We start from the raw sequence: 18,757 nt of genomic DNA, 5'->3' as shown, positions 1-18,757 counted from the left end.
ACCGCCGGGGTCCTGCTATCCCTTTCGGCCGTACCTCGGCTGATCCTCATTTACTGCGGCTTCACTGTGCTGACCACGCGCGAAGTCGCATCAAGATCAACTGATTGCCCCTTTGGTGCGTATCTCGGCTGTACCCGGGTTCGGGACTGCCGATCAGGCTTGGGTGGGCTCTGGCCCGAATCGGTGGGTGGGCTGCTCTGACGTACTTCAGTGCGGTCGTGTCGGAGATCCCGAAGACGCGCATCAGGTGCACGGGGTCGGCAGTTTCGTGTGCCTCATCGAGCAGCCGGTCGATGCGGAGCCTCCGGGGCTGGATACCGAGCTTTCTGAACACCAACCGCAGCCCGTCCTTGGACACCGGAGGGCCGTTGGGGTCGACCGCGGTGACCTGCGTGACGATCAGGCGCGGATTGGTGCTGCGGGGCCAGCGCTCAGCCCGTGCGCGAAGCCAGTCGCTCAGGAGCTTCATGGTCAGTTCGTCGAGATAGACGACGTGATCACCGAAGCGGCGGCGGACGACCAAGCGCCCTGCCGGACGGTCGAGGCCGGTCAGGAGCTGATGGCGGATCTCCTGTGGCCCCAGCGCGTGGATGGCCACCAAAGCAACGACGACCTTCGCCGTCGCGGTCGGTGCCTTGTCCAGCAGACCCACGAGCCGGTCCGACGCGATGCGCCGGGGTGCGTTGACGGTGGAGGCCACGGAGACACCGCGGGCTGGATCACGGAAGATCACGCGCTCGCGCTTCAATGCGCGGAAGAGCGATCGCAGGCTTGCGTGGAGCGAACGGGCTTGTTCTCCCGTGCGGCTGCTGAGTATGTCCTCGATGTCCTTCTGGGTGATCTCACGGAGACTGCTGACCCACTGGCCCCACTGCTGCAGGGCCGGGACCTTGTAGTGCGCATAGCGTCGGATGGTGACCCAGTTCATCGTGAGGGAGGGCTTGCGGCCTTCTCCGCGGAGCACGCGGACCCAGGCGTCCGCCTCGTCCCGCAGGTGATCGGGAACACCCTGCAGGAGCCGTTCGAGCGCGGCCTGATCCGGGACCGTCCGCTCCAGGGGAACGAGTAGGCCGCGCTGGCCGAGGAAGGCTGCGACGCGACGTCCTGACCAGTTCGGGCCGAGTCTGGTGACGGCGCGCACGTCGGCCTCGAGGAGGGGGGCGTCGATACCGAGCCAGGCGACGAGAAGCCGCAGGACTTTGACGTTGATGTCCCGGGAGGGGGTGGTCCAGTGCTGGTCGGCTGTGAACTGCCAAAAATCGGCGACGAGTTGTTCGGCCTCTGGTGTCATCGTGGGCAGCTGGATGTACCGTGCCCGCTTCCAGACACGCGCCGGGGGCGGGAACAGCTCCAGCTGGTGTGGGTTGATCAAGTGCGGGGACAGTCTGCGGTCGGCCTGCCGGGTCTGCCTTTCCCGACGATCCAGTTCCCGCCGGTGGCTCTTCGGCCGCCCTGGCTGTAGTCGCCGGGCTGCTTCGTGTAGAGGCCGTGGCCTAGGCCGGCTCCGAACCAGAGTTGCTCGACCGCCGGGCCGTCTCCGACGTGTTCGTTCAGCACCAGGTGGCAGAACCGGCACTGTCCGTCCTTCAGCGGCCAGGTGCTGCCGCACCGCAGGCAGGGGCCGATCGCCCGGTCCGGTTGACGAGCCCACTCCCGGCACGAGTCACACAGCGGCCTGGCATCCCCGCTCCAGGCCAGGCAGTGCTCGCAGGAGACCATGCGCCGGCGCTCACGCCGGTAGCCGTTCTGAGCGAGTCCGGAGCCGAGTCGACGCAGCAGCAGCCCGGCCTCCCGCAGGACCTCGGCGACGGCAGGCCTCATCCGGGGCAGCTCGGCGACGACGTACTCGTCGACCAGCTGCTCGCTGGCCTCCCGGGAGGCCAGCGCCAGGCGCATCATCTGCACCACGCTCTCGCTCCACCCTGCGGACAGATCGCGCCGGACGCGGACCCGCTCGGCGGCCTGCAGGACGTCCGCCCACTCGGGGAAGTCGTGGGCGGCGATCCGGTAGCCGTGCTGGCGGGTGAACGTCCTGGGCAGGCGGGGCAGCAGCGGAAGCTGGCCGGTGACTTGCGGAGGGCAGACCTGCAGGTCATCGCCCTTCTTGGCCCAGGACCAGGGGCCTGCCGAGCGCTCGGTCCGCAGCCGCTCGCGCACCAGCGGCCGGTCATGGTGGCGCGCAAGGACCACGGGAGGCCGGACACCCTCCAGCAGCAGCGGCAGCTGCAAATCCCGGACGGGGCCCAGCTTCCGCCTGGCTGCCGCGTCGGCCCACTCATGATCGGGGACCATGCGGATCTCCAGCATGCAGAGCCGGCACAGCCCGTCGCGGTTGACCTTGCCCTCGTGCCGGCACCGATGGCAGCGGCCCTTGTAACCGCCGCGGGGCGTCCAGTTGAGGCAGGTCTGGCAGCTGCCCAGCGGACGGACCGGTCCCCAGCCATGGCAGCGGACGCATTCGCTGATCACCATGGGTCCCGCCACCTCAGTTCGGCGGCAGGCCGCGGCGGGGCCCGCCACCGCGACGCGGAACCGGCCGGACCGGTCCGCCCTCCCGCTGTTCGTCGACGGCAAGGCGCGCGACCACCGAACGGGTCATTGCCTCCCGCCCGCAGTGCGCATTCCCACCTATACCGATCGTCGTGGCCTAACGTGATCGTTCTGTCGCGAAAGGGTCGTGGTCGATGTGATGGCGATGGCGTGGACGGGTGGTGCGGATCGTCGGCCGCGCGCTGACGGGCGGTACGGAGGGTGACGGGGGGCTGGAACGCGCTGGCTCAGGGCCTCGCGGCGGCGGGAGATCCCGCCCAGTTGCTCCCGGCCCGTCAGCAGATGGCCTTCACCCTGGGCTTCCACATCATCCTGGTGCCGTTCGGCGTCGCCCTCACGACACTGATGCTCATCGCGAACCACCGTGGTCTGCGCCGCGGGGACGCCGACGCCATGCGGCTCGCGCGGCGCTGGTCCAAGGTGGCCGCGGTGCTGTTCGCCGTGGGGGCGATCACCGGCACCGTCCTCTCCTTCGAGCTCGGCATCCTCTGGCCGGGCCTGATGCGCGGATACGGCCCGGCGTTCGGCTTCCCGTTCGCGATCGAGGGGCTGTTCTTCTTCCTCGAGGCGATCTTCGTCTCGATCTACATCTACGGCTGGGACCGCCTGTCCCCCTGGGCGCACTTCTGGACGGGCGTACCGGTGGCGCTGTCGAGCATCGGGGGCGCGGGCGCCGTCATCGCGGCCAACAGCTGGATGAACCAGCCCGGCGGTTTCACGATGCGCGACGGCAGGATCGTGGCCGTCCGGCCGGCGGAGGTCTTCTTCAACGGGGCCTTCGGATGGGAGTTCCTGCACATGCTGCTGGCCGCCTACATCGTCGCCGGATTCGCGGTGGCGAGCGTCTACGCGGTGGGCATGCTGCGCGGCCGCACCTCGCGTTACCACCGCACCGGGTTCCTCATCGGGTTCGTGACCGCCGCCGTCGCGCTGCCCCTGCAGATCGTGGTGGGGGACACCATCGCCCGCTACGTCTACGACTCCGAGCCCGCCAAGTTCGCCGCGATCGAGCTGCTGCCGGACACCGGCACGCACGTCCCCGAGACACTCGGCGGCGTGCTGATCGACGGACAGGTCAGATACGGGCTCCCCGTCCCCGACATGGCCTCGCTGCTGGCCGGTTTCCGCCCCTCCACCGAGATCAAGGGGCTCGATGCGATCCCCGCGCAGGTGCGCCCCTCCGACCAGGCCGTCAGCACCGTCCACCTCGCCTTCGACGTCATGGTCGGGCTCACCTTCGCCCTGCTGGCGCTCGCCGTGTGGTTCGCCTGGCTGTGGTGGCGCAGGCGCTCCTGGGAACGGCAGCGCTGGTTCCTGCGGTGCTGTGCGGTCAGCGGACTCGCCGCCGTGGCCTGCCTGGAGAGCGGCTGGGTCGTCACCGAGGTCGGCCGCCAGCCCTGGACCGTCGTCGGGCACCTCCTCACCCGCGACGCGGTGACCACCCAGGGCAACCTGTGGCCGTTCTTCGGGTCGGTCATCGTCATCTACGCGGCCGTGGGCGTCGGCGCGGTGACGGTGCTGCTGTCGATGAAGCGGCGCTGGCAGGCCGAGGGCGACGACAGCGTGGACGTCCCCTACGGACCCCGCACCGGACCGGAACCCGTCGGCGCGCGCGCCGGGACGGAGGAATGATGCCGCAGGCCGTCGCCGCCTTCCTCTTCCTCGGGGTCATCGCGTACTGCCTGTTCGGCGGGGCGGACTTCGGCGCCGGGTTCTGGGACCTGACGGCGGGCGGGGCCGAGCGGGGCAGGCGCCCCCGGCACCTGATCGACACCTCGCTCAGCCCGGTGTGGGAGGCCAACCACACCTGGCTCATCTACTGCCTGGTCTTCCTCTGGACGGGCTTCCCGAGCGCGTTCACCGCCATCACCACGACCCTCTACATCCCGCTGGGCATCGCCGTGCTCGGCATCGTGCTGCGCGGCGCAGGTTTCGCCTTCCGCAAGGCCTCGCTGCGCACCCCCGAGCAGCGCCTGTACGGTGTGGCGTTCGCCGCGTCATCGGTCCTGACCCCGTACTGCTTCGGGTCGATCGCCGGAGGCATCGCCTCCGGACGCGTGCCCACCGCGGGCAACGGGGACCCCGTCACCAGCTGGCTGAACCCCACATCCGTGCTCGGCGGCGTGCTGGCCGTCCTGGTCTGCGCCTACCTCGCCGCCGCCTACCTGTACGTGGCGGCCCGTCAGCAGCGGGACCACACCCTGCAGAGGTACTTCCGCGGCAGGGCCCTGCTCGCCGCCGCGCTGACCGGAGTCGTCAGCATCGCAGGCGTGTTCGTCCTGCGCCAGGACTCCCCGCACCTGTTCCGCCGGCTCAGCCACGGCGCCCTGCCGCTGGTGCTGCTGGCCGCCCTCTGCGGGGTCGCGACCATGGTCATGATGTGGCGTGAGCGGACCAGGTTCCTGCGCGGGCTCGCCGCGGCCGCCGTCGCCCTGGTCGTGCTCGGCTGGGGCGTCGCCCAGTACCCGTACCTGCTCGGCACCCACGTCGAGATCGGCGCGGCGGCGGCCCCCGAGGCCACGCTGGCGGTGACGATCGGCGTCGCGGTCGTGGCCGGACTCCTGATCTTCCCCTCCCTCGCGCTCCTCTTCCGGCTCGCCAACCGGGGCGCTCTGCGGCCGCCGGAGCAGGAGGTGTCCGAACACGGGCGCTGAGCGCCCGGGTGCCGGGCCGTCAGATGAGCGGGGAAGAAGAGCACGGGCCGGCCGGGAGCGGGGCCGTCGCCGCCCGCAGGGCGGTGAGGATCCGATGCCAGGTGCCGTCCCGCTGCCGGCGGCGGAACAGCTCGTAAGGGCCGCCCCGGCCTCCGGCCGGGGCGGCCCCACAACAAGAGTCTCAGCCGTCTTCCGGCTAGTGCGAGACTCCGAGCACGGTCTCGCCCGTACGGCCCTCGCCGGTGCCGGTCACCCGGACCGTCAGGCTCTTCGCGTGGCCGTTCGGGACGGTGACGAACGCGTGGGCGAAGCCCTCCTCCGTCGCCCGGCCGGAGCCGACGACCCGTCCGTCGAGCCGCACCGTGAAGCGTTCCCGCGGTGACAGGCCCGCCGCGGTGACCGAGACGGTGGAACGGACGGTGGCCTCCCTCGGCATCGCGTCGACGACGAAGGCCGGTCGCGACCCGGAGCCGCGCACCGGTTCGAGGTCGTCCGCGTCGACCGCCGGCACGAGGAGCCGCCGCTCGACCAGGGCCTGGAAGATCGGGCCGTTGATCTCGAAGTAGGCGGTGGCCCACAGCGGCTGCCCGGCGGGCACCGTGACGGTCCGGGAGACCGGCGCCCCTTCCTTGTCGCTGACCGGCGTGGGGATGGGCTCGTTGAGCAGGAGCGACGTGCCCGCGTAGACCTCCGGGCCCTCACCCACCGTCAGGCCGAAGCCGGCGCTGTACGCGGCCGGGCGGTTGGTCACCGTCATCTCCAGCTGCGCGGGCCCGCCGTGGTGCCTGCCCGTGCCGCCGTGCGGGAAGGTCGCGTAGAACGGCTCCGCCATCGCGGGCTTGCCGCTCTTCCGGGCGCTGTCCTTGTTGAGGTACGTCGCCACGGTCGCCCCGTCGAGCACGAGGTCGAGGCGGTCGACCCCGGTCGTGTCATAGGAGCGGGTGAGCGTGTCCTGCGGATCGGTCGGCAGGGTGGCGAAGACCAGGTCGCCGTTGGTCAGCTTGTAGCGCAGGGTCGGGAAGACCACCACCTCGGAGTTGTTGGTGTAGGTCACCTTCGCGGTGTGCTTCGCCGCGCGGTCCTCGGTGATCGACGCGGTGCTCGCCTTGATCGCCGCGGGCGTCCAGGTCACCGACGTGCTCTGCCCGGGGCGGCCGTGGTCAGCGACCACGGTGAGCGTGGCGGTGAGCTTCTCCGCCCTGGTCTCCACCGGGTCGGACGCCCAGCCGTACCAGTTCAGCGCGCTCGCGTCGATGGGCAGGGTCCGGTCCAGGTAGGTGCCGGAGGTCCCGCGGACCGTGACGCGCACTGTGCCCTTGCCCCTGATGGCGCCGGTCATCGAGGCGAGCGGGTTGCCGTCGAACGCGTGGGCGTCGCCGTGACCGACGTCACCCACGACCAGCTTGCTGACGGTGAAGGAGCCGCCGGTGCGGCGGCTGCCGTACCTCACCTCCAGCGTCTGCCTCCCGGTGGCGATGTCGGACGGCAGGGTCACCAGACGGCCCACTCCGCCGTCGTCGGTGGTGCGGCCGCTCGCCAGGACCTTGCCGGAGCCCTTCACCCGGATCTGGAAGTCCACGGCCGGGGTCAGACCCGTCGCCCAGACGACGGCGGACTGACCCGGCACCGCGTAGGCGGGCTTGACGGTGACCGTGGCACGGCCCCCCGGAGCGCGGGGCGGCCCGGTGCGCGGGTCGGCGGTCACGGTCAGGTACGTGGTGCGCCCGGTGTCCCCGTACGCGACGCGCCCGAGGTAGACGGACCCGTCCCGCAGGCCCTTCCAGGACAGGGCGACCGGGGTGGTGCTTCCGGCCTTCAGGTGCGCCGTGGTGGGCTGCGCGGTGAACGAGCCTTCGGCGCCCTTGCCGCCCAGCGTGAAGCTGGACACGGTGAAGTCGAGCGGTCCCGACCCGCCGAAGAAGGTCACCTCGACCTCGTACAAGCCGGGTTCGGGGCTCCCCAGTTCGACCTGCTCGTCGGCGGAGTCGGTGGCGGACCGCCCGACCAGGGCCGTGTCGCCGTACTCGTTCAGCTTGTACACCGACAGGTCCAAGTCGGCCGTGTCGTCGGCGGAGTCGAGGGTGAACCGGGCATAATCCGCTCCCGCCGGAACCTCGACGACGTGCGTCCGCGCGGGTCCGCCGACCGTGCCCGAGCCCTGCTCCCGCAGGCCCCGGGCGAGCCCGGTGAGCTTCAGCGGCACGTCGCGGTCCTCACCGCCGCTGATGTTCACGGTCGTCCGGCCCGTGCTGCCGGAAGCGGCGGCGGTCGTCGGCACGGCCAGCGCCACCGGTCGCACCGCGACCGCGCTGCGCACGCTCTGCGCACCGTCGCGCCAGGTCAGGTACCCCGTGGCGTACTCGCCCAGCGGGGCGGTGGTGCGGGTGAAGCTCACCTTGAAGGTCGCGGACTGGCCCGCCTTGGTGAACGTCAGCGACTTCGGCTCGACGACGGTGTCCACGCCGGGGATCCGTACCGGGTCGGCGGTGTAGGTGCCGGGCCCGGTGGAGGTCACGGTGCGGGTCACGGTCTGCCGGCCGGCGAGCGTGCCGACGCCGATCGACGCCAGGTTGAGGTCGGTGGGAGCCGGTGCCGTGGTGTCACCCTTGATCGCGGCGACGTACCGCGTCCAGTCCTCGGGGCCGTTGAGGTACAGCAGCCCGGGGTGCAGATAACGGGTGGCGTCCACCTGGCCGTTGCCCTGCGCGAAGACGTCGCCGGACGCCTCGCCCGTCCCGGTCAGGGTGGGCCGGGTGGTGGTCATCAGGGCGGACTTGATCTCGGCCGGCGTCGCCCGCGGGTGCAGGCCCAGGTAGAGCGCGCCGAGACCGGCCACGTGCGGGGACGCCATCGAGGTGCCCGACATGAAGGTGAAGGTGGGTTTCTGGCCGGCGGCGTTGGCGCCGTCGGCGAGGACGCCCACGCCCGGCGCCGCGAGGTCGGGCTTGATCAGGTCGCCGCCGTCGGCGCGGAGCGGGCCGCGGGAGGAGAAGCCGGCGATCTGCGGCACCGCGGCCGACGTCAGGTGGTGCGGGTTGCCGTCCACCAGGGTCGCCTTGGGCGCCTCGGTGCCGGCGTACGAGAGCAGCGCGTCGTAGCCGTCCGCGTCGACGGCGATGGTCGGGACGGCGTGGGCGTCGAGGTCCGTCGAATCCGGCGAGGGGTTCACCAGGATCATCCCGATGCCGCCCGCGCGCTTGACCTCAGCCGACTTGGCCATCCGGTCGTAGGTGCCGCGCTCGCACAACACGATGGCGCCCTTGACCTTGGCGCCGTCCAGGTTGCCGGGACCGCACAACCGCGGACGGGTGGCGATCGCGGTCCCGGCGGCCGAGGCGGCCACCAGCGGGCCGGTCACCTTGGCGCCGTTCGCCGGGAGCGAGATGGACGCGCCGAGCACGTTCTGCCCGTCGCCGAGCTCCACCGTGGCCTCGCGGGTCGGGGTGGTGCTCGCCGCCGCGGTGGTGATCCACGGCGAGGCGTTGTCGACGGTGCTCTCCGAAGGGCCGGAGTTGCCGCCGGCCGTCGCGACGAAGATGCCGCTCACGGCGGCGTTGCGGAACGCCTCGTCCACGACGGAGTCGGTGCTGCCGGCGCCGTCGGCGACGCCGATCGAGTAGTTGATGACGTCGACGTTGTCGGCGACGGCCGCGTCGATCGCGGCCAGCAGGTCACCGGTGGCGCAACCGTCGTCGCTGGTCTCGCTCGGGTCGGGACCGTTCCAGCAAGCCTTGTAGGCCGCGACCTTGGCGGCCGGCGCGACACCGGAAATCGTGCCCTGCGGCTTCCCGGCGACCTCGGCCTCGACGCCGTTGGCGCCCGCCGCCGTGCTGGCGGTGTGCGATCCGTGCGACTCGCCGTCACGAGGCGACAGGTACTCGCCGATCTCGGCGCCGCCGATGTGGGTGGCGCCGAAGTTGTCGACGAAGTAGCGCGCGGAGACGATTTTGGTGGAGCAGTCCGCGGCGGTGAACTGGACACCCGCGGTGCAGGTGCCGGTGAAGGTGCCGCCGTCCGCCTTGCGGAAGGTGATGGCGGAGCCGTCCAGGTATGGTTCCGGACCCGGCTCGGTGCCGAGCCGGGCTCCGGCGAACGAGGGGTTCTCGGGGGCGATGCCGGTGTCGATGACGCCGACCACCACGCCCTTGCCGGCGCCGGCGACGCCGCCGTTGCCGGCCCACACCCCGTTCTCGCCGCTGAGGCCCAGATAGTCCGTGGAGTTGACGGCGGCCAGCGGCTTGCGCAGGTCGTCCTTGACCACCGACACCACCGTGGGGTCGGCGCGGAGTTCCTCCACCTGCCGCGGCCGCAGCTCGGCCGTGAAGCCGTTGAGAGCGGCGGAGTAGGACGAGATCACCCGGGCGCCGACCGCGCCGGCCGTGTCGGCCTGGCGCTCCCGCAGATAGCCGCGGTAGGCCTTCACGGCGGGCGAGCCGGCCTTCAGGCCCTCACCGTCGCGAGGCGCGGTGCGGGCCTTGCCGACCACGCCTCCGGTGTACGTCGCCGCGGACGGCTCGCGCAGGGTGACGATGTACCGTCCGGCAGCGGGCGCTTCGCCGGACTTCGGTGCCTGTCCCGTGTGCTGGGCCACGAGGGCGGGCGGGGTGGGAAGCGGCGCGGCGGCGGCCGGGGTCAGGCCGGCGGCGGTGGAAAGGGTCACGCCGACGCCTGCGATGAGCGCCGTCAGGGACCGCGGTATCGCCGGACGGCGCGGGGGATGATGGGCAGGTGGTGCCACCAAGGCTCCTTCGTGCGGGGTGGCCGGGCATCCCGGCCGAGGGGGACGCCGTGCGGGCGCACACCAGTTCTAGCCGGGTGATTCCTTGGTGACCAAGGACTTGCGCTGCCGATACCGGCCAGTGGCCGGAAGGGGCCAGTGACGCCGTTCAGATCCAGTTGCGGCGGGCCGCGGCGAGCCCCGCTCCGAAGCGGTTGGTGGCGCCGAGTTCGGCGAACAGGTCCTGGATCCTGCGGCGCAGCGTCCGCGGTGAGATGCCGAGTTGACGGGCGATCGCCTCGTCCTTGACTCCCGCGGCGAAGAGTGCCAGCAACGTCCGTTCTTCGTCGGTGGGTTGACGTGCCCGGTCGGTGCCGGCCGCCGTCTCACCGGGCAGCGTGCGGCAGTCGGTGCCCTCGGTCAAGGGAGAGGCCACCGACCAGTAGTTCTCGAAGAATTCACCCAGGGCCTCCAGCAGGGGCGGCGATTCGGTGTAGAGGTACTCGGCGCTCCCGACCGACAGGCTCAGCGACACCATCGCGGCCGACCGGTCGGCCATCGCCAGCTTGATCGGCAAGGCCGGCACGACCCTGGCCTCCTCCCCGCGCGACACCAGGTTGCCCAGTTCCTGCCACCCGCCGTCGGCCTCGAAGCTGGCGGCGGCGTAGACCGCGCGCACCCGTACGCCGCGGCGTACCGCCGCCTCGTCGAGCGGCTCGTTCGGGGCAAGCAGAAAGGGCGGGCGGTCGAGGGCGCAGAGTTCGGTCCGCGCGGTCTGCTTCAGCCGGTAGTAGCGATCCCCGACGGCCTCCAGGCCGCTGATCACGCCGGTGCCGGGGCCGCCGTCCCGTGCCCTCCTGGCCGCGTCGAAGAGTGCCCCGAGCGGGCCGGCCGCATTGCGCACCGCGGCCAACTGGCGCTCGCGCGACTCGACCAGGGCGCGCAGCGCGTGCCGGGGGTCGACCGTGAAGAACTCCCCGGAGGAGCGACGGCTCATCAGCCCCGCGTGGTGGAGCCGTTCCAGCACCGCCAGCCCTTCGTCCGCCGTCACGCCGAGGGCGGCCACCACGTCGTCGACGGTCGTGCTGTCGCGGGCCAGCAGGAGGCGGTAGGCCCGCTCCGCCACCGCGTCCACCCCGACCCACGCGAGCGGTGCGTCATTCTCCACGAGAGCATCCATTCCTGCCGTCCACCACGCCGCCGACGAGATCGAACCAAGAACGGGCGACAACTTCAAAGCGCCGGCCGGCCGCCCCGGGCCGGGGCCCCGCGGGCAGGCGAGGGCGACGCACCCGCACAACCCGCCGTTCCTGGCCGGAGGCGGCGGCCGGCGCGGCGCGATTCCGTGTCGCCTGCCGACCGTGCGAGCGATGACGCGGCCCCGGGGCGTCCCGCCCTCCGGGGCATCCCACGGCCGTCCGGCTCGCCGTGCCGCCGCGGACAGCTTCGGGGTCACTGGCCTCGGGCTCACGGGTCCCCTGGGTGGGCGGCGTGACATTCCTCGCACCGCGGCCGGTGGACAGGGGTGCCCCAATGTTGTTTATTCTTCAACCAGTGAAGCGCGGCCCGCCCCACGGGCCGCGGGATCCCTGGACCGTGCACCCTCGATGCGTGGGGAAGGTCCTCCTCGAAAGGAACCACCTTGTCGATCAAGCTTGCGATCGTCTACTACTCCTCCACCGGCACCATCACCGAGATCGCGAAGGAGATGGCCGAGACCGCGGAGAAGGCCGGCGCCGAGGTGCGGCTGCTCAAGGCCGCGGAGCTCGCCCCGCAGGCCGCGATCGACTCCAACCCGGCCTGGGCCGCCAACCACGCCGCCACCGCCGACATCCCCGTGGCCACCCCGGGCGACGTCGAGTGGGCGGACGCGGTCATCTTCGGCACCCCCACCCGCTTCGGCAACATGTCCTCGCAGCTCAAGCAGTTCATCGACACCCTCGGTGGCCTGTGGGCGCAGGGCAGGCTGGCCGACAAGGTGTACAGCGGCTTCGTCTCCACCGCCACCAACCACGGCGGTCAGGAGTCGACCCTCCTCGCCCTCTACAACTCCATCCACCACTTCGGCGGCATCGTCGTGACCCCCGGTTACACCGACCCCGCCAAGTTCGTCGACGGCAACCCCTACGGCACCTCCCACGTGGACGCCCAGGGCAACAACCCGGTCAACGAGACCACCCGCACCGCCGCCCGCATCCAGACCGAGCGCGTCATCAAGCTCACCGCCGCGCTGAACCGCGGCCTCGCGGGCTGATCCCACGCTGACGGCGCACCCGCTCGGACGGTACGTCGCGGGTGCGCCGTTCGCCCACTCGGCGGCGCCTCCTTCCGTCGTGCCGGAGGCGCCACCGACCCGTCCCCGTCGGCACCCGTGTGCGTCAGGCGCAGGGGCGGGCGAGGTGGACCCCAGTGGTTTCCGCCGCAGGCGGCGCACCTCGACGCCGTCGATCTCGGTGTCCTGGGAGGTCTCGGGCCTGCTCCGTTCCCGGGTCTCGCGAGCTCCCCGGGTGTGCAGCCCGGTGGTCGCCCACCGCGCGGCCGCGTCGCCTGCCCCCATCAGTACCGGCTGGGTGAGAAGGTCCTCGGCCAGGTGGAAGGCGTCGCAGCCCAGGATCCGCGAGACCCTCGGACCCGGCGGGGGCCCATGAGGTACGTGCGCCGCGGCCGGGCAGTGGCCCGCCCCTCCTCGCTCCACGGCTCCCTCGCCCCCGGGGGAAGGGCAGCGCGGGCAGAGGTGACGCTGGGACCGGTCAGGGCCCGCCCCTGGGCTCGATGGGCTGCTGGGCCCACACCGTCTTGCCCTGGGCCCGGTAGCGGACGCCCCACTGGTCCGCGAGGCGGGCGACGATGAACAGGCCCCGCCCGCTCTCGTCGACGGTGCGCGCGTGTCTCACGTGCGGGGCGCCGGCCGCGGTGTCGCTGACCTCGCAGGTCAGCATCTGCTCCAGGACCAGGCGCAGTTGCAGGGGCGGAGCGCCGTAACGCACCGCGTTGCCGACGAACTCGCTGACGATGACCTCGGTGGTGAACGCCGTCTCCTCGGCCACGCCCCAGGCCGCCAGTTGCCGTCGGGCCGCCGCGCGGGCGATCGGCGCGGCCTCGGCGCCGGGCGGAAGCGCGCAGGTCAGCACCTGGTCCGAGGGCAGCGCCTTCGTACGGGCCAGGAGCATCGCCGATTCGTCGCCTTCTTCCGGGCCGGCGAACGCGGACCCGATGGCGCCGGACACGTCCGCCAGGGGCCGGGTGCCCGCGCCGTCCAGGAGCGGGCGCAGAGGAGCGGACGGTGCCAGGAACCGCTCGGCGAACGAGGTCGTCGCCATGGCCAGGGTGCTCCCCGGGGGGAGTTCGACGGTGGTCGTGGGGAAGGGGGCGTCATCCTGTCCGCTGAGCAGCGGACCCGCGGGGACGGACAGGGTGGCCGAGGTGCCGTCCGGGAGGACCGCGACCGGCTCCGGCAGACCGGCCCGGGCGACGGTGCAGGTGAGTTCCACCGGGTCGTACACCGCGATGGCGCACCCGATGTCGAGCGGCTCGCGGCCCAGTTGCGGCAGCGCGGCGGACGCGGCGGCGAGGCGGGCGGCCGTCTCGCTCAGCCGGGCCAGCAATTCGTCCGGGGGCAGGTCCAGGGCGGCGAGGGTGTGGAGGGCCGTGCGTACCAGCCCCATCGTGATGGCCGCGACGATCCCCTGCCCGGCCACGTCGCCCACGACCAGCGCGGTCCGCGCGCCGGGCAGCGGGATCGCGTCGGACCACGCCCCGCCGCCCTCCGGCCCGGGATGGTGCAGCCGGGAGACCTCCACGGTGGGCCGTCCCCCCGGCTGCCCGGGGAGCAGCCTGCGCTGGAGGGTCGAGGCGATGATCCACTCGCGCATGTACCGCCGGGCGTTCTCGATGCAGAGGGCGGCGTGCGCGCACACGGCGGAGGCCGCCGTGACGTCGTCCTGGTCGAAGGGCTCCCGGTTCTGGTGGCGGTAGAAGTGGACCACGCCGAGGGCCTGGTCGCGCAGGGCCAGCGGGGCCACGATCAGGGAGTGGGCGCCGCTTCCCCGGATGGCGTCCGCCCGGGCCGGGTCGGCGGCCAGCCACGGGGCGTGCTCGTCGATGGGCACCAGGCGGGCCCTGGGTTCGGACAGGACGGCCGAGAACGGCGTGCCGGGCGGCAGGGGGCGCACCTCGCCCACGGGGTACGCCGGCAGACGGCCCCGGAACGCGGCCCGCCGCAGGGGGACGTCGGGGTGGACGGGCACCTTCGGCGGTTCCTCCCCGCGGACGACGTCGTCGACCAACTCGACCACGGCCGTGTCGGCGAGGGCCGGCACGACCGCGTCCACCAGCTCCTGGCAGACCAGGCCCACGTTGGGTACGTGGCCCATCCGCGTACGGACCCGCTCGATGAGGTCCAGCCGGCCCTGCGCCTTCTCCCGGTCGGTCACGTCGACCGCGGACGCCACCAGGCCGAGCACCTCACCCCGGGAGTCCTCCAGGCGGAAATAGCAGACGGAGCGGACACGGCACGCGCGCCGGTCCGGCGACCCGGCGCCGTGCACGAGCCGGTTCAGGACCGGTTCCCCACTCTCCAGGACCCGCCGTGCCACGTCGGCCTCCTCCTCGGGGCCGTGGAGGTCGTACACCTCGGTGAAGTGCCGCCCCAGCGGGCTCCCGGCCCGCGCGCCGCGTGCCGTGCCGAAGGCGGCGCTCGCGCGGACCACGCGCAATGCGCGGTCGAGCACGAGCAGTTCCATGGGGGTGTGGGCGAAGACGGTCCTCAGGATCGCCACGTCCTGCTCCGACAGGGCCGGGTCCCCCGCCGTGAGGACGCGCCACTGCACCGAGGAGCCGCGCAGCACCGGCTCGATCCGTACCGCGACCTCGCCGGGAAACTCCGCGCGGTGGGTTCCGGCGCCCGCGGCGATCCTGTGCAGCAGCGTGCCCAGGGGCCGGCCGACGGCCTCCTCGGCGGAGCACCCGAACAGCCGCTCGGCCGGACGTCCCCACTCGACCACCCGGCCGTCCTCGCCGACGAGAACCAGCACGTCACCGCTGGGCATGGACCACGCACCTCCGGCTCCATGCCTGCCCGCGCCGTACCGGCGGCAGGCCCGCCCGCGCGACAGCTCCGCCGATCGGCTCAGCCCTCCCGGGTACCCCCGTACCAGCAAGCGCCCGGGAGCGCGGGGGCGCCCCGTCCCGGTGCCCGTGGCCGCCGTTCGGTTGATGCGCCGTTGCTGTCGCCGTCGTCGTGGATGCGCCATGTGAAGATCCGTCACCGTGACCCCTGTGAGCGGCGGCGACGCCCGCCGGGCCACCGGGCGCGGGGTCAGCCCGCGGGGGTGAGGTACGTCCACGTCTCCACGAGCCGGAAGCCCAGGGACTCGTAGAGGGGGCGGGACATGGGGGAGTTCTGCGTGACCGCGTGGCGGGCCCCGGACGCGACGGCGTCCCGGAGCCGGGCCGTGACGAGCGCGCGGTAGTAACCGTTGCCCCGGTGACGGGGCGGCACGGAGCCGTTGAACATCCCCACGTGGCCGCCGACCAGGACGTTGAACCCGGTCGCGACGGCTTCGCCGGCCACGTCGAGGGTGAACGCGGTCATGCCGGGGGCGTCGAGGAGCGCGGGCAGGGCGAACGCGTCCGCGATCTCCCCGGGCATGCCGAATCCCGCCGCGAGCGCGGCGGAGTACCGTCCGGAGTCCTCCCCGCTGAGCTTGCGCACCGTGCCGTCCGCGGGCAGCGCGGCGGGCAGCCCGGGAAGCGATGCCGCGTCCCACGCCAGCAGGGGGAGCCTGGTGGTGGACGTGAGGCCGAACCGGGCCGCCAGCGTCGTCAGCTCCGGGTCGGCCTCGCCGCGGACCTGCATGCTCCAGGGCAGCCCTGTCGCGGACAGCTCCTCGGCGAGGGACCCGGTCTCCCGGGGGTCCTGTCCCGGACCGGTGCGGACCGTGTTGAGAAGGGCCACCGGGAGGCCGGTGCACACCAGTCGCCCGCCCTTGGGGCCCTGCCGCGTGAACGCGCCGGGCAGGAAGTCCGTCAGCCGCTCCATGGCCCCGTCCAGGGCGTCCACCGCGGCACTGCTGATCATCTCGGTCACGCCCCGGAGGATACCCGGACCCGCCTGTGCGGCCACGCGGCCGCCCGCGCCTCGGACCTGGGCACGCGGCGGCACGCCCGGGAGGCGTCACCGCCTTGACAGGTTACGAATCGCTAGGCCATGCTCGTCACCAGTCAAAGCGGTGACGTTATGCAGAACTGGGAGAACTCGATGGATCTGAAGCTTGAGGTTGTGGTGCTGCCCGTGTCCGACGTGGACCGGGCGAAGGACTTCTACGCGGCGCTGGGCTTCCGGCTGGACGTCGACTACGTCGGCGACGACGGCTACCGCGTCGTCCACTTCACGCCGGAGGGATCCGGGGCCTCGATCCTCTTCGGTGACGGCGTGACCACGGCCGCCCCTGGCTCCGTGCAGGGCCTCCACCTGATCGTCGAGGACATCGTGGCGGCCCGCGCGGAGCTGGCCGCCCGCGGCGTCGACATCAGCGAGGTCTTCCACGACGCGGGCGGCGTCTTCCACCACGCCGGTGAGACCGCCCGGGTCGCCGGCCCGCACCCGAAGCGCGCCAGCTACGGCTCCTTCGCGACCTTCACGGACCCGGACGGCAACGGCTGGGCGCTCCAGGAGGTCACGGAGCGCCTGCCGGGTCGCTGACCCCGCCCGCCCTCCCCGCCTCCCCCCGACGACCGACCCTCCCCCCGGTCCCCCGCGGTGCCGCGGATCCCCCTACGCGGCACCGCGGGCCGTGACCGGGTCTCCTCCCGCCCCTTTGGAAGCAGGCCATGAAGTCCGACGAAATGACGGGTCAAGCGATGAGCGGCACTTCCCGGGAATACGACGTCGTCGTCATCGGCGGCGGCCCGGTCGGCGAGAACGTCGCCGACCGGACGAGTGCCGCCGGACTGGCCACGGTGCTCGTGGAGGGCGAACTGCTCGGCGGCGAGTGCTCGTTCTGGGCGTGCGAGCCCAGCAAGGCACTGCTGCGGCCCGTGGTGGCACGGGCCGACGCCCGCCGCATACCCGGCCTGAGGAACGCGGTCGCCGGACCGCTGGACGTGGCCGAGGTCCTCGCCCACCGCGACCGGCTCTCCGCGAACTGGAAGGACGACGACCAGGTCGAGTGGCTGGACTCCGTATCCGTCGACCTGGTGCGCGGTCACGGCCGCCTGGACGGCCCCCGGCAGGTGGTGGTGGACACGCCGGACGGCGGTGCGGTCCGGCTGACCGCGCGGCACGCCGTCGTCGTCGCCACCGGGACGACGACGCTGCTCCCGGATCTGCCGGGGCTCGCCGACGTCCGTCCGTGGACCAACCGCGAGGCGACGAGCGCCCACGCGGTGCCGGGCCGGCTGGTCGTGGTCGGGGGAGGCGTCGTCGCCGTCGAGATGGCCACCGCGTGGCGGGCGCTGGGCTCCGAGGTGACCATGCTGGTCCGGGGGAGCGGCGGACTGCTGGCCCGGATGGAGCCGTTCGCCGGGGAGATGGTCGCCGACGCCCTGCGCGAGGCCGGTGTGGACGTACGCCTCGGTGCCTCCGTGGCCTCCGTGGCGCGCGAGGACGGCCCGGACGGCCCGGTGCGCGTCACGCTGGCGGACGGCGGGACGGTGCTCGCCGACGAGATACTCCTCGCGACCGGCCGCGCCCCGCGCACCACGGACCTCGGCCTGGAGACGGTCGGCCTGACCCCCGGCGACTGGCTGACCGTGGACGACACGTTCCAGGTGACGGCCGTCGCCGAGGGCTGGCTGTACGCGGCGGGCGACGTCAACCACCGCGCCCTGATGACGCACCAGGGGAAATACCAGGCGCGCATCGCGGGTGCGGTGATCGGCGCGCGGGCCAAGGGTGAGCCCGTCGACGACCGCAGGTGGGGCGCGCACGTCGCGACCGCCGACACCGATGCCGTGCCGCAGGTCGTCTTCACCGACCCCGAGATCGCCTCCGTCGGCCTGACGACCCGCGAGGCACAGGCGGCGGGACGCCGCGTGGACGTCGTGGACTACGACATCGGCCGGCTCGCCGGGGCCGTCCAGTACGCCGAGGACTACCGGGGCAAGGCCCGCGTCCTCATCGACCCGGACCGCGGCACGGTGGTCGGCGTCACCTTCGTCGGCCCGGGAGTGCAGGAGTTGCTCTACTCGGCGACCGTCGCCGTCGCCGGGGAGATCCCGGTGGACCGGCTGTGGCACGCCGTCCCGGCGTTCCCGACGATCAGCGAGGTCTGGCTGCGTGTGCTGGAGACCTACCGGGACATGCGCAAGGCCTGACGCCGCACCGGAGTGACCCGGGGTGAGCGGTGGCGGCGCCGCCCGCTGGCCGCACTGAGCCATCCGTGAGGTGCGCCGGGGCACGCACCCTACCGGTCCTCACCGGGAGAGTTGTCGAACGTGCGACGCTCCGCGGACGGGGGCGGGCACCTCCCCGTGAGGCGGGGCCAGGACGACAGGGCTTACCAGGCCGGCGGAGGCCCATCAAGCCACGCGATCGCGGGGCATGACAGCACCGTCCGTCCCCTGTGTGCTGGGGCCAGGCAACACCCGAGACGACGGCCCGGCCACGACGAGGTGATCCCCATGAACCCCGACCCCGCACTGCCGTACGGCGCACACCACACGCACCGGCGCGCCCACCCTCGCCGCCGGGCGCGCCCGAGCGGGCTCCTGGCCTGCGTGCGCGCGCCCTGGACGGTCGTCCGGACGTTTGCCTGGACGTTCGCCTGGCCGGTCGTAGGGCCGGTCCACGAGTGGGCGGCCCGCGGCCCGGCCCGCAGGTGCCGCGCCGCGGGCC

The 18,757-nt window shown here is 72.8% G+C and carries 11 protein-coding genes; 5 read left to right on the top strand and 6 right to left on the bottom strand.

All coding sequences use genetic code 11. From position 1 onward, the window contains the following. Nucleotides 1–61: 61 nt before the first annotated feature. Together ACRWNP_RS14450 and ACRWNP_RS14445 are read right to left on the bottom strand one after the other, a co-directional pair. Nucleotides 62–1,372, bottom strand: coding sequence for a hypothetical protein (locus tag ACRWNP_RS14450; protein WP_431961602.1), 1,311 nt, complete (start codon nucleotides 1,370–1,372; stop codon nucleotides 62–64). Next, on the bottom strand, nucleotides 1,369–2,472 hold the full coding sequence (locus tag ACRWNP_RS14445) for a hypothetical protein (RefSeq protein WP_431961601.1): 1,104 nt from the start codon (nucleotides 2,470–2,472) through the stop codon (nucleotides 1,369–1,371). The genes ACRWNP_RS14450 and ACRWNP_RS14445 overlap by 4 nt, the downstream gene beginning before the upstream one ends. Nucleotides 2,473–2,751: 279 nt before the next feature. Between ACRWNP_RS14445 and ACRWNP_RS14440 the strand changes: the two genes are divergently transcribed. After that, nucleotides 2,752–4,182, top strand: a complete 1,431-nt coding sequence (locus tag ACRWNP_RS14440; protein WP_431961600.1) for a cytochrome ubiquinol oxidase subunit I — start codon at nucleotides 2,752–2,754, stop codon at nucleotides 4,180–4,182. Next, nucleotides 4,179–5,204: a cytochrome d ubiquinol oxidase subunit II gene (locus ACRWNP_RS14435; protein ID WP_431961599.1), complete on the top strand. Its 1,026-nt coding sequence runs from the start codon at nucleotides 4,179–4,181 to the stop codon at nucleotides 5,202–5,204. Before ACRWNP_RS14440 ends, ACRWNP_RS14435 begins: the two co-directional genes overlap by 4 nt. Before the next feature lie 196 nt (nucleotides 5,205–5,400). Here the strand turns inward: ACRWNP_RS14435 and ACRWNP_RS14430 are convergent, their stop codons facing one another. Continuing rightward, nucleotides 5,401–9,864, bottom strand: a complete 4,464-nt coding sequence (locus ACRWNP_RS14430; RefSeq protein WP_431961598.1) for a S8 family serine peptidase — start codon at nucleotides 9,862–9,864, stop codon at nucleotides 5,401–5,403. Between the two features lie 226 nt (nucleotides 9,865–10,090). Then, nucleotides 10,091–11,089: a helix-turn-helix transcriptional regulator gene (locus ACRWNP_RS14425; RefSeq protein WP_431961597.1), complete on the bottom strand. Its 999-nt coding sequence runs from the start codon at nucleotides 11,087–11,089 to the stop codon at nucleotides 10,091–10,093. Nucleotides 11,090–11,563: 474 nt separating this feature from the next. Here ACRWNP_RS14425 and wrbA point away from each other — a divergent pair, with 474 nt between their 5' ends. Further along, entirely contained in the window at nucleotides 11,564–12,175 is a 612-nt protein-coding gene (gene wrbA, locus ACRWNP_RS14420; protein ID WP_431961596.1) for an NAD(P)H:quinone oxidoreductase, read from the top strand. A gap of 496 nt (nucleotides 12,176–12,671) precedes the next feature. Here the strand turns inward: wrbA and ACRWNP_RS14415 are convergent, their stop codons facing one another. Both ACRWNP_RS14415 and ACRWNP_RS14410 read right to left on the bottom strand, forming a co-directional pair. Further along, nucleotides 12,672–14,969, bottom strand: a complete 2,298-nt coding sequence (locus ACRWNP_RS14415) for a SpoIIE family protein phosphatase (protein ID WP_431961595.1) — start codon at nucleotides 14,967–14,969, stop codon at nucleotides 12,672–12,674. Between the two features lie 269 nt (nucleotides 14,970–15,238). Beyond that, nucleotides 15,239–16,000, bottom strand: coding sequence for a GNAT family N-acetyltransferase (locus ACRWNP_RS14410; RefSeq protein WP_431961665.1), 762 nt, complete (start codon nucleotides 15,998–16,000; stop codon nucleotides 15,239–15,241). Between the two features lie 180 nt (nucleotides 16,001–16,180). Between ACRWNP_RS14410 and ACRWNP_RS14405 the strand changes: the two genes are divergently transcribed. Both ACRWNP_RS14405 and ACRWNP_RS14400 read left to right on the top strand, forming a co-directional pair. Beyond that, the gene (locus ACRWNP_RS14405; RefSeq protein ID WP_431961594.1) at nucleotides 16,181–16,624 is read left to right on the top strand and encodes a VOC family protein; all 444 of its coding nucleotides are present in this window, start codon (nucleotides 16,181–16,183) and stop codon (nucleotides 16,622–16,624) included. Nucleotides 16,625–16,782: 158 nt separating this feature from the next. After that, the gene (locus tag ACRWNP_RS14400; RefSeq protein ID WP_431961593.1) at nucleotides 16,783–18,237 is read left to right on the top strand and encodes a dihydrolipoyl dehydrogenase family protein; all 1,455 of its coding nucleotides are present in this window, start codon (nucleotides 16,783–16,785) and stop codon (nucleotides 18,235–18,237) included. Nucleotides 18,238–18,757: the final 520 nt, after the last annotated feature.

It is taken from the genome of Actinacidiphila sp. bgisy160 (assembly GCF_965342435.1).
GTDB lineage: Bacteria > Actinomycetota > Actinomycetes > Streptomycetales > Streptomycetaceae > Actinacidiphila.
The sequence above is the reverse complement of the archived record's forward strand: the minus strand, read 5'-3'. Positions and strand labels throughout refer to the sequence as shown.

What these genes read in the sequence shown, in the direction of transcription:
- ACRWNP_RS14445 (WP_431961601.1), bottom strand. Translation starts at nt 2,472, where the DNA reads ATGGTGATCAGCGAATGCGTCCGCTGCCATGGCTGGGGACCGGTCCGT.
- ACRWNP_RS14435 (WP_431961599.1), top strand. Translation starts at nt 4,179, where the DNA reads ATGATGCCGCAGGCCGTCGCCGCCTTCCTCTTCCTCGGGGTCATCGCG.
- ACRWNP_RS14415 (WP_431961595.1), bottom strand. Translation starts at nt 14,969, where the DNA reads ATGCCCAGCGGTGACGTGCTGGTTCTCGTCGGCGAGGACGGCCGGGTG.
- ACRWNP_RS14410 (WP_431961665.1), bottom strand. Translation starts at nt 16,000, where the DNA reads ATGATCAGCAGTGCCGCGGTGGACGCCCTGGACGGGGCCATGGAGCGG.
- ACRWNP_RS14405 (WP_431961594.1), top strand. Translation starts at nt 16,181, where the DNA reads ATGGATCTGAAGCTTGAGGTTGTGGTGCTGCCCGTGTCCGACGTGGAC.
- ACRWNP_RS14400 (WP_431961593.1), top strand. Translation starts at nt 16,783, where the DNA reads ATGAGCGGCACTTCCCGGGAATACGACGTCGTCGTCATCGGCGGCGGC.